Origin of the sequence: Dyella sp. (assembly GCF_035486915.1) — a bacterium.
Taxonomy (GTDB): domain Bacteria; phylum Pseudomonadota; class Gammaproteobacteria; order Xanthomonadales; family Rhodanobacteraceae; genus Dyella_B.
On the sequence record NZ_DATHMR010000033.1, the window covers coordinates 27,166 to 42,017 of the forward strand.

Annotated in this window: 7 protein-coding genes and 2 tRNA genes; 6 read left to right on the forward strand and 3 right to left on the reverse strand. The window is 59.4% G+C overall.

Features of this window, described 5'->3' with window-relative positions; genetic code table 11:
• Positions 1-5 precede the first annotated feature (5 nt).
• Positions 6-90 (forward strand) — tRNA-Leu (locus VK725_RS03355).
• Between the two features lie 734 nt (positions 91-824).
• Here the strand turns inward: VK725_RS03355 and VK725_RS03360 are convergent.
• Positions 825-2,774 (reverse strand): SUMF1/EgtB/PvdO family nonheme iron enzyme, encoded by a 1,950-nt coding sequence (locus tag VK725_RS03360; protein ID WP_325316640.1) that lies wholly within the window; start codon positions 2,772-2,774, stop codon positions 825-827.
• A 107-nt stretch (positions 2,775-2,881) separates the two neighbouring features.
• Here VK725_RS03360 and VK725_RS03365 point away from each other — a divergent pair, with 107 nt between their 5' ends.
• The 5 genes from VK725_RS03365 (at position 2,882) to recD (ending at position 13,364) form a co-directional block, all read left to right on the forward strand.
• Positions 2,882-4,027 carry a ribonuclease D gene (locus VK725_RS03365; RefSeq protein ID WP_325316641.1) on the forward strand — a complete coding sequence of 382 codons (1,146 nt, stop codon included), beginning with the start codon at positions 2,882-2,884 and terminating at the stop codon, positions 4,025-4,027.
• Positions 4,028-4,043: 16 nt separating this feature from the next.
• A tRNA-Ala gene (locus VK725_RS03370) sits at positions 4,044-4,119 on the forward strand.
• A 143-nt stretch (positions 4,120-4,262) separates the two neighbouring features.
• Complete coding sequence (gene recC, locus VK725_RS03375) at positions 4,263-7,754, forward strand: exodeoxyribonuclease V subunit gamma (RefSeq protein WP_325316642.1); 3,492 nt, start codon at positions 4,263-4,265, stop codon at positions 7,752-7,754.
• Positions 7,751-11,410 carry an exodeoxyribonuclease V subunit beta gene (gene recB, locus VK725_RS03380; protein ID WP_325316643.1) on the forward strand — a complete coding sequence of 1,220 codons (3,660 nt, stop codon included), beginning with the start codon at positions 7,751-7,753 and terminating at the stop codon, positions 11,408-11,410. Before recC ends, recB begins: the two co-directional genes overlap by 4 nt.
• Positions 11,400-13,364, forward strand: coding sequence for an exodeoxyribonuclease V subunit alpha (gene recD, locus VK725_RS03385; RefSeq protein WP_325316644.1), 1,965 nt, complete (start codon positions 11,400-11,402; stop codon positions 13,362-13,364). Before recB ends, recD begins: the two co-directional genes overlap by 11 nt.
• A gap of 26 nt (positions 13,365-13,390) precedes the next feature.
• Here recD and VK725_RS03390 read toward each other — a convergent pair whose 3' ends face one another.
• Together VK725_RS03390 and VK725_RS03395 are read right to left on the reverse strand one after the other, a co-directional pair.
• On the reverse strand, positions 13,391-13,792 hold the full coding sequence (locus tag VK725_RS03390; protein WP_325316645.1) for a type IV pilin protein: 402 nt from the start codon (positions 13,790-13,792) through the stop codon (positions 13,391-13,393).
• A 22-nt stretch (positions 13,793-13,814) separates the two neighbouring features.
• The coding region (locus tag VK725_RS03395; protein ID WP_325316646.1) for a pilus assembly protein at positions 13,815-14,852 on the reverse strand (1,038 nt) is incomplete at its 5' end.

A 14,852-nucleotide genomic window follows, 5' to 3' on the forward strand; every position in this document is an offset into this window, starting at 1 on the left:
CACCTGCCCAGGTGGCGGAATTGGTAGACGCACTAGTTTCAGGTACTAGCGGGTAAAACCGTGGAGGTTCGAGTCCTCTCCTGGGCACCACTTAAAAAGCCGCGCAATGCGGCTTTTTTGTTGTCCGACCTGAAAACAGATCAGCTTTAATACCCTCTCTACTCCCGCATAAAAAATTCTTCTTTTTTTGCGCCCCCTTTTTCTGATCCGGTTTCACAGCGCTAGAAACAAAAATCCAAAATAACGCTGCGGTACGTGGGGCAACGGCGGTGCTCCAAAAAATATGCGAACTGAAATCCCATGGATCAGGATGAAGAACTCGCACACGTTAGGGTGAACGCCGAAGCTACAGGTGTGACTTGGCCGCCGCTGGTCCCGGATTGTTGAAATGACACAAGTAGCTGGTTAGGTGCAGCGGCGAACGCCACTACCAAGCCGGTTAGGTCGGAGTTCGTCGGTGTTGCGGTGCATGACGATGCGCTTGGCGCGGTTCCGCGAAAGGTCACCTGATACGCAGCCCCAGCACCGAAACCTCCGCTGGATTGAACCGTAACAGCACTAATCCAGCTACTCGGATTTTGACTGGTGATTGCACCTGTGCTGCTGATACTTGCCGTGTTCGTGTTGGATTGTGCATGTGCCACGGAGAACGCCACACTGCCAATCCCGAGCAACATGGTCAATGTCATCGTTATAGCTTTCATGCCCACCTCCGCTTGTGGATGAGTACAGACCAACCGTTTGGTGAAATAGTGGGCCCAACAAAGGTTCATGGACCTAGGTAGATTCCTTACCACTAAATAAAACTAATCACCCGACACCAATTAAAGTTCACGCAAGATTCGGAACCCAACGCGTCCACTGCGCACACTCGCCTCCGCGCCTTGCCGATACGCTGAATTGACCTGCTCCGGCGAACTGCCCCACGAACCGCCGCGTATCACGCGTGAGGAACATCCCGGATTGACCCATGCTGTGCCGTCGACCGGTGCGCGAACGTAGTTGTCGTGCCAGCAATCGGCCATCCATTCGGAGACATTGCCATCGATGTCGAATAATCCGAAGGCGTTGGGTGCAAACGTCATGACCGGTGCAGGGCCCCAGTAACCATCGCCATAGCCCTGGAACGCGTGGCTCCAGCGCCGGCCGCTGGGTGAGCGATCGAGCGAGCCGGTGAGATTTTCCACTTTGCTCTTGGGCGTGCCCGTACCCCACCAGTAGCGCGTGGTGCTTCCACCGCGTAACGCGTATTCGAACTCCGCTTCGCTCGGCAAACGATACTGCTTGCCCGTGCGCTTGCTCAGCCACTGCACGTAAGCGCTGGCGTCGTTCCAAGAGATATTGACGACGGGGAGATTGTTGCCGGCCCGATGACCTGCGTAATCGCTCTCCCATGTGGCGCTTGAATCATCGCGCATCACGCCGGAGCTCTCGTCGTACACACTGGCGCCACCGATGCTGACCGAATCGGGTTTGTAGCCGCTGGCGCGTACAAATTCGCGGAACTGGCCCACGGTGACATCCGTTTGGGAAAGCGCAAAACCTTTGCCAAGGGCGACTTCATGCTGCGGTATTTGTGAGTCGTTACGCCCCTGTTCGTTATCGGGCGCACCCATCATGTATTTGCCGGTGGGGACAACGAGCATGGTGGGCGATTGACCGTTCATGTCGACGAAGCGATCGGTGAACACCTGACCGGGTTTGTAGTTGGCATACAACTGTGCATTGGTCAGCCGTTGCTCGAACTCGTCGATGCCTGGCAACTGCGGATTGATCGCCTGCGCCTGCCCCGCCAATTGCTTGGCGAGCGCGATGTTGCCACCATCCAGCGCAGAACGTGCCTGCGCAAGCACGCCCGTTGCACGCTGCTGACGAATGGCTTCCACCTGGTTGTGCACTTGTTGCCATTGCGGTGAATCGGGCTGGATGGTTTGCGCTTCGGTTATGGCGTTTTCGGCGCCCGTGAAATCATTTTGTGCGACCGCGGCCAAGGCACGATCAAGCACGACATGCTGTACCTGCAACACACCTTCCGATGCGACCGGGTTTTGCGCGTCGATCTTTTGCACTTGCCTGTACAACTCCAAGGCGTTGTTGCCTGCGGGTTGATCGGCATGTCCTTGCTGCAGCAGGTCGGCTGCTTTGACGAGCATCGGGCGCACTTCGACCAGCGTCTTCATGCTGGCTTCAAGCGGCGCCACGTCGTTCGCGGAATTGGGCACTGCTTTAAGGTAATCGAGCTGCGTTCTTGCCGATTCGGAATCGCCAATCGCGATGTCTTGCGTCACTTCGGCAATCAGGTGGGTACGCACCTGATCCAGTCCTTGCGCAGCGGCACGACTGTCCGGTTTGAGCGACAGGGCCTGCTCATACAAGGCAGAGGCGCTGTTTTTGTCGCCGGCGACCTGCCCGGCCAGGAACGCCTTGCTTGCACGATCAATCAGGGCCTTCACGGCGGGTGAATCGGCGCTCAGCTGCTCAGGCAATGGCGCACTCTTGCGATTGAGGCGTGCCGCGATTACGGCGGTCGGCGCCAGCGTAAGGGGTGGTCCTGCGTTGATTTCGTCCTGCGCCGTCGGCAGCACGCTGCCGGCCCGGGCAGGCGTCAACGCGGGCACCGCGCGCGTTATCGGCGATGTCGGATTCGCGACTTCTTCGGGGCTGACATGAAAAACTTCGGGGAAAAAGTGATACGTGAGCCCGAACGCCAGCACGACGACGCCAAGCGCCCCACCCAGCGCACGCTGACGTTGTACGGTTTGCTTGCTCGGCATGGTGGGCGTTCCGTGGCTGGCCTGCTATGGTTCGCTGCTTACCATAATGGCACCGCCAATGACTGGGCAATCGCGAATCGCCCGTTCTGTCGTCCCAAGGAATATGCATGACCCTGCCCGTACAGCCGCCCAAGGCAGACTGGATCGACCAACGCGACAAACTTGAACAGTGGCTGGCTGAACTTTCAGCAGGCACGGCCGTGGGTCTGGACACGGAATTCATGCGCCGCAATACGTTTTATCCGCAACTGGCGTTGCTGCAGCTTGGCTGGCAGGAACGCTATGCGTTGGTCGACCCGCTCGCCTTCGACATCGGCAACGCGCTGCAGCCTTTGAAACGCAGCGATGTGGTCACACTAATGCACAGCGCCAGCGAAGATTTGGAAACGCTCGTGCCGTGGTTGCCGGAAGGCCCGGGCGTGTTGTTCGACACGCAGATCGCCGCTGCCTTTGCCGGTATGGGATTGGGCCTGAGCTATCGCGCGCTGGTCGCGGAGATGGCAGGCGTTGAACTCGATAAGGGCGAAACACGCTCCGATTGGATGCAAAGGCCGCTCACTGCGTCGCAAAGCGCGTACGCCACGCTCGATGTCGTGTACCTGGACACCATCCATCAGCAGCTCACCGAACGTCTGGCGCAACGCGGCCGCACCGCATGGCATGCCGAAGATTGCGAACGGCTGAAACGAAAAAGCTGTCGGCGCGATGGCGATCCGCAACCGCAACTGGCACTGCGCGGCGCTGCCGAATGGCCGCGCGAACAACAGGCATTGCTGCGACGCATATTGATGTGGCGCGATATCGCGGCGCGACGGCTCGATCGACCACGTCCCTGGCTGATCGAAGACGCCCTCGCGCTCAGCCTTGCGCAACAGCCTCCCAAGTACCTTGAGGAGCTGGAGCAGCGCAGCAGCGGCCAGCGCGCCCTGCGATCCGCGCAGCGAGAGGAAGTGTTCGAGCTTCTGTCGCTGCCTGTGACCGAGGATGAGATTGCCCAAACCGATTCGATTCCCTCGTACCCGCAAGGTGCCGCCAAGCAAGCCTTGTCCGCCATGAAGCAGCGCGTGGACAACCTGGCCGTCGAACTCGATCTTCCGCCCGGCCTGCTATGTTCGCGCAAGTCTCTGGAGGAATACGTGGTCACGGCCAAGTGGCCCGAGGCTCTAGAAGGCTGGCGGCGCACCGTTTTGCACGACCAGCTGGCCAGCCTGCTTCCCGACACAGGGCTTGGCGCCACCCAGGCCCACTGCTAACATTTGATGCTCGCGTGGGGCGGTAGCTCAGCTGGGAGAGCGTCGCGTTCGCAATGCGAAGGTCGGGAGTTCGATCCTCCTCCGCTCCACCAATTCCACGCAACGTCAAAGCCCCGTGGCCTCCCCCCGGGGCTTTTTCGTGTCGCACATGCTGCGATGCGAATCGGGCAAACTTGCCGGAACATCCACTCTCGGACCGTGGACGCCCCATGAAACCCCGTCGGCGCAGCAACCTGTGACAGCATTGGACATCGCGCCAGGCATCAGCCCTATCGAACCCGGATTGATGGTGATTCACGGCAATCGCCAGGAAGATCTGCGCGATTTGCTGGTGGCGTGGCTGCAACGCGCGCCCCTGCAGCCGCTGGAAAACGAAGTGATGCTGGTGCAGAGCAACGGCATTGCGCAGTGGTTGAAGATGGCGCTGGCGCGTCCTGTCGACGCGGGTGGACTGGGCATCAGCGCCGCCGTCGATGTGCAGCTGCCTGGCCGGTTCCTGTGGCAGGCGTATCGTGCGGCGCTTGGCGATGATGCGGTTCCCACCACATCGCCGTTCGATAAATCGCGCCTGGTATGGCGCTTGTTGCGGTTGCTTCCGCAACACCTCGGCGAGGACAGCTTCACGCCGCTGCGAAATCTACTTGGTGACGCCGCTGACTGGCGCCGTCGACATCGACTCGCGATGCAAGTGGCCGATCAGTTCGATCAATACCAGGTCTTTCGTGCGGATTGGCTGGAAGATTGGGAGCATCGCAACGACGTCTTGCGCGATGCGTTACGCAACCGCGTTTCCGAGCTTCCGCCCGAGCAACGCTGGCAGCCGCGCTTATGGCGACTGCTACTCGACGACGTTCCTCAGGCGCAACGCGATAGCCACCGCGCGGCCGTGCATCGTCGTTTTATGCATCAGATGCAATCGCTCACGTCGCGGCCGGAGACATTGCCGCGACGGATCGTCGTCTTTGGCATCACGTCGCTGCCGCAGCAAACACTCGAAGCACTCACGGCACTGGCGAAGTACAGCCAGGTATTGCTGCTGGTCACCAATCCATGCCGTCACTATTGGGCCGACATCATCGAGGATCGCGAACTGCTGATGGCCGAGCAACGGCGTCACGCTGGCAAGGCCGGACTTCCGCCGGAGCCGCGGTACGAAGATTTGCATCTACATGCCAATCCGCTGCTGGCTGCATGGGGTAAACAAGGACGCGACTTCATACGACAGCTCGATGCATTCGACCAGCCGGAGCGCTATCGCCAGCACTTTGCCTCCATCAAGCGAAGCATCGACCTATTTCGGGACGTTGGCACCGACACACTCTTGCATCAAGTGCAGCAAGCCGTACTGGACCTCGATCCCGCGCCTGCCGATCCATCGCGACGCAAGGCCATGCGCAAAAACGATCGATCGCTGCGCTTTCACATCGCGCACAGCCCGCAACGCGAAGTGGAAATACTGCACGATCAGTTGCTGGATCTTTTCGAACGCGCCGCGCGTAGCGGCAAACCGCTAGCGCCACGCGACATCATGGTGATGGTGCCCGATATCCGTACTTATGCACCGCATGTGCAAGCTGTGTTTGGCCGCATCGCACCGGACGATCCGCGATTCCTTCCGTACAGCGTGGCCGATCAACCGGGACGTGGCACGTCGCCCTTGCTCGTCGCGCTGGAGCAATTGCTTCGCCTCAACGAGTCGCGCTTTACTGCAAGCGAAGTACTCGATCTGCTCGACGTTCCGTCGCTGCGTCGTCGTTTTGATATCGCTGAAGACGACTTGGTTGTGCTTCGCCGATGGATCACCGAATCCGGTATTCGCTGGGGCCTCGACGGCAAACAAAAGCAGACGCTGGATCTTCCCGACAACGAGCAGAACAGCTGGCGCTTCGGCTTGCGCCGCATGTTGCTCGGCTATGCCACCGGCGACGGTGATGCGATTGATGACATCGCACCATATGCAGAAGTCGGCGGTCTCGAAGCGACGTTGCTCGGTCAACTCCATCAGCTGATCGATACGCTGGAGCGCTATTGGCGCTCGTTCACCTCCCCCGCCACGCCGGCGCAGTGGAGCGAACGCCTGCGTTATCTCCTGCGCGACTTCTTCGACACACGCAACGACGACGCCGACACACTACGCATCGACCGACTGGAAGATGCGCTCGATACCTGGCTCGATGCGTGCAACGAAGCGCAATTCACGCAACCGATTCCCGTGTCAATCGTTGCGGAAGACTGGCTGCAAGCCGTCGACCAGAATCATCTCTCGCAACGCTTCATGGGCGGCGCAGTGAACTTCGGCACGTTGTTGCCGATGCGCGCCATTCCGTTCCGCGTCGTGTGCCTGCTCGGCATGAACGACGGAGCTTATCCACGCCGCATCTCCCCGCCGGACTTCGATCTGATGGCAAGAGCGGGCCAGCATCGCCCTGGCGACCGCTCGCGACGGGACGATGATCGATACATGTTCCTGGAAGCGCTGCTCTCGGCACGCGATGTGATGCACATCAGCTGGGTCGGTCATAGCATGCGCGATAACAGCGAGCTGCCGCCGTCCGTGCTCGTTGGCCAGCTGCGCGACTATCTCGCCAACGGTTGGCACGTTTCTTCTGATGGCGACGATGCCGATTCGCGCAAACGTACGCTTGCATCGATCACCACCATTCATCCGTTGCAGGCTTTCAGTTCGCGTTATTTTTCAGATGACGCATCGCCATTGTTCACCTACGCATCCGAGTGGGCGCGTGCACGCGAGTCGTCATCGGCCATCGATGTAACGCCACTCACACCATGGCAATCCGAATCGGTCATCGATGTGGTGACGTTGCAGCGATTTCTCTTCAATCCCGCGGCAAGTTTCTACAACGAACGCCTGAAGGTGCGTTTCGAAGATATCGATATCGGCCCCGAGGATGATGAACCCTTTGTCTTGAACGGCCTGGAAAACTACGCCGCAGCCGATGTATTGCTACAGCAAGCGTTGATGGCTGGCGAAGGCAATGCCGTGCCCGCCCTCTCCCGCGCCGCCAGCCGTCTGCGGCAGCAGGGCGTACTGCCCGCCGGCGGCTTCGGCACACTGGCGATGGAGGAAGCAAGCGATACGGTGGAGCGCATTCTCCAGCGCTGGCGCGCTGCCATGGACCATTGGTCAACGCCGCTGGACGCTTGTGAGCTGCGCTACGAACATGAGGGTCTAGTGGTCGAAGGATGGCTGGATGACCTTCGTTCGAGCGGTGATCATGAACATGTCAGACTGCTCACATCGCCCGGAAAACTGTTGCACGGCAAAGTCATTCGCTACGATAAATTGCTTCGCGCCTGGGTGATGCAACTGCTCGCGAATGCTTGCGACGTTCCACTATCGACGCGCTTCTTTTCAACGGATGCAACCATTGCATTGAGTCGTTGCGAACGCGAAGACGCCCGCACCTATTTGAATACGCTCATCAATGCATGGCGCAACGGCATGCAGTCGCCATTACCCATCGCGCGCCGCACCGCGTTCGCGTGGCTACTGGCCGAAGAAGCCGGAAAAGACGCGGCGGAAACAGCGCGACTTTGCTATGAGGGCAGCGATGTTCCCTATGCTCCTCAGGGTGAAGTCGTCGCGGAACCGTATCTGACTCGCTCATGGCCAAACTTCGGCAGGTTATTCGCCGAAGGTTTCGAGCGATGGCTTGTGCTCTATCGCCCGCTGCTGAAAGCTGCAGTGCTGGAGAGCAACGCATGAGCACCGTCGCGCCGCTCGATCCATTGCGTTTGCCACTTCATGGCATTCGTCTTATTGAAGCGAGCGCCGGCACCGGCAAGACTTGGACGCTAGCTGCGCTTTATCTGCGTCTGGTGCTAGGTCACGGTGGGCAGGCGTCGCAGCTACCCGCGCAAATTCTCGTCGTTACATTCACACGGGCAGCCACAGCCGAACTTCGCGAACGCATTCGCGACCGTCTGGCTACTGCCGCAGCGGCCTTTCGCGATCAGCTGATCCCCGACGACTTTCTCCGCGATTTGATCGCCGAGTACCCCGATACCAACGAACGCGCCGCGGCCGCGCGACAGCTCGATCTCGCGGCTCAATGGATGGACGAAGCCGCCATCTACACCATTCATGGATGGTGTCAGCGCATGCTTGCTCAGCATGCGTTTGAAGGGAGCGACACGTCCGATGCCATCGTCGACGAAAACGCACGCCTCATGGAAGCCGTGCGCGACTACTGGCGCCGCTTTTACGCGCCACTTGATGACCTCGACGCCGCAGTCGTAGCCGGTGCGTGGAGAGATCCCCAAACGCTGCAACGCGCCGTCAAGCTGCTTCTGTACAAACCGTTGAACCATTTGCGCATGCATGGTCATGTGCTGCCCGTGGTGGACGATCTCGTCACCGCATTACATCAGCGCGAGAAACCCCGACGCGAAGCAGAACACGCTGCACGAACCTTGTGGTCAGCTGACGCGGACGCCATCGAGAACATGCTTCGCACGGCCACGATCAATCGTTCACTCAAGAACACTTCTTACAAGCCCGAAAACCTCGACCGCGACATAGCTGCCTTGCGTGCATGGGCTGCGGGAGCCGGCGCCGACAGAAAGCTTGTCGGCAAATATGGACAAGCCAATCTTAATGACTCCACTAGCAAGAGTGGCATCACTCCCACGCATGAGGCCTTTGCTGCAGTTCAAACCTTGTCACAACTTTGGAACGCTGAGCCGCCGCTTGCCCCGCTTCTACTCGCTCATGCTGCGCCATGGATTACCGCGCGCGTCGAGCAAATTAGAAAACGCCAGGCTATTCCCGGATTCGACGACATGCTGCGCCAACTCGATGCATCGCTAAGAGGGCCTAATGGCGAACAACTCGCTCAAACGATTGCCGCACAGTATCCGCTTGCGCTCATTGACGAGTTTCAGGATACCGATCCGCTGCAATGGCAGATTTTTCAACGCATCTACGCCAACCGTACGAATACCGGCTTGCTTCTTATCGGTGATCCGAAGCAAGCCATCTATGGCTTTCGCGGCGCAGACATCCACACCTATTTGAACGCGCGCGATCAGGCGCAGACGCCTACCTGGACGCTCACCACCAACTACCGTTCCCAACCCGGTTTGGTTGCTGCGGTGAACCATATCTTCGAATACGCCGACAAGCATTCGCACGGCGCATTCGGCTTCGGTCATGGCGCGCATGGATTGCCTTTCAATCCGGTACATGCCAAAGGGTTGAAAAATGAGCTTCACTATCGCGACCAGCGCATGCCTGCGCTTGAGCTTAATGTTCTGTCCAACTCGTCGACGCTGAATGTCGGCAGCTACGTCAGGGAGGCGGCCTCTCACGCGGCCGCACACATCGCCGACATGCTTAATGCCGCGCAGTCGGGCTCGTGTAGCTTCACCGATGACACGCATGCACGAACGCCATTGAGACCCCGCGACATCGCGGTGATTGTCCGAAATGGTCGCGAAGCCAACGCCATGCGTGCAGCGCTATACGAGCGCAACATCCCCAGTGTGTATGTGTCAGAACGTGACTCCGTGTACGCATCGCCCGAGGCACAGGACGTGCTGCAGTGGCTTCAGGCCTGTGCGTTGCCTTCCTCCGACCGTGCCATGCGCGCTGCGCTGGCCAGTACAACGATGCATCGCAGTCTGGCCGAGCTGGATCGGCTCAATCACTATGAAGCCTACTGGGAAACATGCGGCGAGCGATTTCGGACGCTTCAATCCATCTGGCAGCGCCACGGTGTGCTTGCGATGTTGCAGAACCTGCTACACCACTTCGAACTGCCGTCACGATGGCTGGCGACGTCGCATGGCGAGCGCGTGTTGACCAACCTGCAGCATCTGGCCGAGTTGTTGCAGCATGCATCCACGAGTCTCGATGGCGAGTACGCGCTGATTCACTATCTCGCAGCACAGATCCGGCGCGCCGACGAACACGAGGGCGACACCAACGAAGAACACATCGTCCGGCTTGAAAGCGAAGCCGACTTGGTCAGGGTAGTTACCATCCACAAGGCCAAGGGCCTGCAATATCCGGTCGTAATGTTGCCGTTTATCTGCCGCTTCCAGGATGCTCCGCGCGGAAGCGTTCAATCGTGGCACGACGATCGAGGCCAGCCATGGATCGACCTTCAACCGGACGAAGAGGCCAACACGCGCATCGAGCGCGAACGCTTGCAGGAAGACCTGCGTCTGCTATACGTCGCCCTGACCCGCGCTCAACATGCCTGCTGGCTCGGTGTCGCCTGTGTGGTGGAAGGCTCAGGCAAGAAACCGGTTCTGCATCGATCGGCGTTCGGTTATGTGCTTTCTGGCGGCACGCCGATCGAAGCGCTGAGTCTTCTGCCCCGCGTTCAAGCGCTGTGCGAAAACGCAAGCGATATACAGCTGAACGTCGCCGCCGGACCGGCAGATATCGCTCGCCTGGTTCCCGGCACGCACCGCACAGTGCCTATGCGTTCAGCGCGTCAATATACGTTAACGCCCCCGGAAGCGTGGTGGATTGCCAGCTACAGCGCGCTGACTCACGGTGCCGGCGACGTGGTGCGCCAAGCTGCACCCGAAACAGCAACGCAGGACGTGCTGACGGAAGCGGCGCGCGAATCCATCGAACGCGTCGTCAGCGACAGCGATCAAGGCATCCATGCGTTTCCGCGTGGCGCAGAACCTGGAACGTTTTTACACGATATTTTTGAATGGATAGCGGAGAACGGCTTTGCCTCCACCGCGGAAAATCCGGGGACACTCGAACAATACGTAGCCCGTCGTTGTCAGCGACGCGGTTGGCAAATGTGGATTGTGCCACTCATGCAATGGTTGCCAACCTTGCTGCGCACTCCGTTGCCATTACCGGATGGCGGCACGTTGACGCTGGCTGATCTGGACAATCGCCACCGTTACCAGGCCGAACTTGAATTCTGGTTCGAGGCAAATCACGTCGATACACAATATCTCGACCACCTCGTCACGCAGCATACGTTGAATGCCGAACCGCGCCCGACGCTGGCGCAGAATCACGTCAACGGCATGCTCAAAGGCTTCATCGATCTGATCGCTGAAGAAGACGGGCGTTACTACGTCGTCGATTACAAATCCAACTGGCTGGGCGATAACACGAGTGCTTATAGCGCAGCGGCCATGCGCGAGGCCACGCTCCAATCGCGTTACGATCTGCAATACGCCATCTATACGCTCGCACTGCATCGGCAACTCCGCGCCCGGCTTCCGGGCTACGACTACGAGCGTCATGTAGGCGGTGTGCTTTACCTCTACCTGCGCGGTATCGATCATGCCGGACACGGCGTGCATACGGAGCGGCTGCCGTTTGCACTCATCGATGCACTCGACAAACTATTTGCGCAAGGAGTCCGCTCCTATGTCGCGTGACGCCCTGCTTGCAGCGTTAAACGACGCCGTCGCGAAACGCGTGCTGCGTCCGCTCGACATGGCATTTGCGCGCTTTATCGCCGAATGCGACCCGTCTGCTTCGCCACAGCTGCTGCTTATGGCCGCGCTGACGAGCCACCAACTCGGCGATGGTCATCCTTGCCTGAATCTCGATGCACTCGACACGTTAGCGGACGAACAGGAGTGGCCAACGGCGTGGCGCGATCTGCTGCATGCCGAACCGCTTCTCGCATCGCCCATGCTCGCCGGACACGAGGGTCTGCCGGACAATGCGCCGCTGGTCCGGGATCAACACCGTCTGTATTTGCGTCGCTATTGGCAATACGAGCGACGCGTCGCCGAGGGGATCAAGGCGCGGCTAGGTGTTATCGCCGTGCCTACCGATACGCTGCGTCAAGAATTGCAACGTCTGTTTCCAACTGCCACCCAACACAACGTCGATTGGGCACGCGTCGCGTGCGCACTGGCGGCGCGCAGTGCCTTCAGCGTCATCACCGGGGGCCCGGGCACAGGTAAAACCACCACGGTCGTGCGTTTACTTGGTTTGCTTCAAACGCTGCAGCTAAGTGAAAACGCATCGACACTGCGCATACGTCTGGCTGCCCCCACCGGGAAAGCTGCCGCGCGCCTTAATGCCTCCATCGCGAAGCAAATCGCCCAACTGGACGTCGGCGCACACGCCCGCGCATCCATTCCGCAAGAAGTCGAAACGCTTCACCGCCTGCTCGGCGCGCGTCCGGATACACGGCGTTATGCGCACAGCCGCCAACATCCGCTTCACCTGGACGTGCTGGTTATCGACGAAGCATCGATGATCGATCTCGAAATGATGGCTGCTGTGCTCGATGCCCTTCCCGCCCACGCACGCCTGATTTTGCTTGGCGACAAGGATCAGCTGTCTTCGGTAGAAGCAGGCGCGGTGCTGGGCGATCTTGGTCGACGGGCCGATGAAGCGCACTACGATTCCGCCACGGCGGCATGGCTGCGCTCAGTAAGCGGCGACGATGTTGAAAGCTATGTCACCGACGACGCACTGCCACTCGATCAGCACATTGTCATGCTGCGAAGCAGTCATCGTTTCGACGCCACAAGCGGTATCGGCCAGTTAGCGGCGGCGGTGAACGCTGGCGATAACACACGCGTCAGCGCATTGCTCGGCACCAAATCAAAAGATGTGGCCTGGATCAGTGAAGGCATGACAGGGGCATCGCTTGCGCTGGACGGGAACGCCGCGCCTTTCAGCGACGACGTATCGGAGCATCGGCCACATGGCTTTCGCTTCTATCTGGAGCATCTGCGCCAAACGCGGCCGCCCGACGACGCCAACAATGCGAGCTACCGACCATGGGCGCGCGGCGTGCTCGACGCGTTCAGTCACTTCCAGGTGTTGTGCGCGGTGCGTCACGGCCCTTCGGGCACGGATCGCATCAACCTGGATATCGCCGCAAAACTGCTCGCTGCCGGACTTATCGAATCGGACCGCGGATGGTACGAAGGGCGCCCCGTCATGATGACGCGCAACGACTACACCCTGGGCCTGATGAACGGCGACGTCGGCGTCACCTTGCGCATGCGTGGACCGGATGGGTCATTGCGCCTGTATGTGGCATTTCCGATAACGCGCGACTCACCCTATGCGGACGCCGCAGACGATGGCAGCCAGGTGCGCTGTGTGCTGCCCTCCCGATTGGGTGACACGCAAACCGTCTACGCGATGACCGTACACAAGTCGCAAGGCTCGGAATTCGAGCACACGGCGCTGATCCTGCCCGATGACGCTCCGGCCATCCTCACGCGTGAATTGCTCTATACGGGTATCACGCGAGCGCGCAGCTGGTTGAGCCTGATAAGCAGCCGAGCGGCGTTGGAGCAAGCGCTTTCGCAGCGCACGCGGCGCTACTCCGGACTAGCGGAGAGGTTGTCGCAATCGTAGTCGGTACCGGTTTGCTCCCCCTCTCTTCACCAGCAATTGCCGTTTGCGTTGGCTGGTTCGTCATCGCGTTGTGGCGTCTTGCGCCCCGCATTATCGATAGTCAGCTCACCACAAGCATCTGAAGTCTGCGCGTCAATGGGCATGGCCGTTGCCAAATAACTCTGTGCCGCTGCATCGTCCACCGTCAACGCCAGCTCATAATAAGCGTGCGGCGAGGCGCCATAACCAAGCTTGCTCATATCATCGGTGTAACGATTGTAGGTGGCATACCAACGCTCTTCAGCGTGTGCAATCGTCATCAGCATGTGATGCGCGTCCGCTCGGCGAGCGCGAAATACATAGCGGCTATATGCCGTCGTCGCCATTGCCATTAATAGGGCGGCCACTACAACTGCGATCATGATTTCGATAAAGCTGAAGCCTCGCATGCGTTCCATCGCGTTTGTTCCTTTATTGCGTTGTGCTCAATACCGTCCAAGAGCGACGTCGCCACAGTGGGCTTTCCAATGACAGAGGCACGTCTGGCGTTGTCGTCTTGCCTTTGAGTTTCAGGCCCGGAAACAATAGTTTCCCGCCACCGACTGGTGTGACTGTCGGCAGCGTTCCTGTGCTGATCGATTGACTTAAGGCCGCGCCTGCATAGGAAACACCGGCGACCGAAGCCAACGTAGCACCCGGACCTCCCGTGGCGGCATCGATCGCCATCAGGGCACCCTCGGGTGGCGAATTAAATCCCTTTGGAACCAATGTGCTCACCAAAACCGTATTGGTGTTGAAGAGTGCAGAGGGTGTTACCACCACGCGTTCGCCAGCCTCGGTATTCAAATCGATATACCAGCCAGCCGCACCAGGCGGTATCGGATTGGAAGAGAGAGAGCGCAACACCCCGCCGTCGTAGGGATCATCAGGGTCATCGACGGTTGTTTGACTCATTGTTTGTACCTGCAGATCGCTGCGCGTCGCGGTGACGGACAAGCCGCTACGATCCAGCCTGTCACGAGTCCCTATGACAGACTGCACAGGTACGTCATCACTGGTGACGTCACCATCTCCCAGGTATTTTCCCGTACCGAATACGACGATAAAGCGATTCGTCGCCGGATCGGGAAATAACCGTGGCATCACGGTGATGGGTTGTGCTCCTGCCACGGCGGGGCGATACGCGAGCGTCACTTTCCAATTGGCGGGATTGGGCGAAGCGAGGTCGAAACGCCAGAGGTTGCCTGCCAAATCGCCGGCAAAGGCCACGTCGTCAACGTTATCGTTGTTGTAGTCGCCAAGTACGGGCGTCGATAAGCCATAGCTTGTCACGCCATCTATGTCGGTCGGCGTTTTGAGTTCGCGGATAACTGCGCCGGTCTGTGCATCGATCACAAACAAAGCGCTATATCCGCGAGGCGGTGCCCCGCCCGTCTCCTCACAGTGCGCAGGCTTATCGGGCTTGCTGCAGTCGGGAAAGTAACCTCCGGCCGCAAGAACGGCCCACTT

Excerpts from the sequence above, each read along its gene's own strand:
- VK725_RS03365 (WP_325316641.1), top strand. The coding sequence starts at position 2,882 with ATGACCCTGCCCGTACAGCCGCCCAAGGCAGACTGGATCGACCAACGC.
- recB (WP_325316643.1), top strand. The coding sequence starts at position 7,751 with ATGAGCACCGTCGCGCCGCTCGATCCATTGCGTTTGCCACTTCATGGC.
- recD (WP_325316644.1), top strand. The coding sequence starts at position 11,400 with ATGTCGCGTGACGCCCTGCTTGCAGCGTTAAACGACGCCGTCGCGAAA.
- VK725_RS03390 (WP_325316645.1), bottom strand. The coding sequence starts at position 13,792 with ATGCGAGGCTTCAGCTTTATCGAAATCATGATCGCAGTTGTAGTGGCC.
- VK725_RS03360 (WP_325316640.1), bottom strand. The coding sequence starts at position 2,774 with ATGCCGAGCAAGCAAACCGTACAACGTCAGCGTGCGCTGGGTGGGGCG.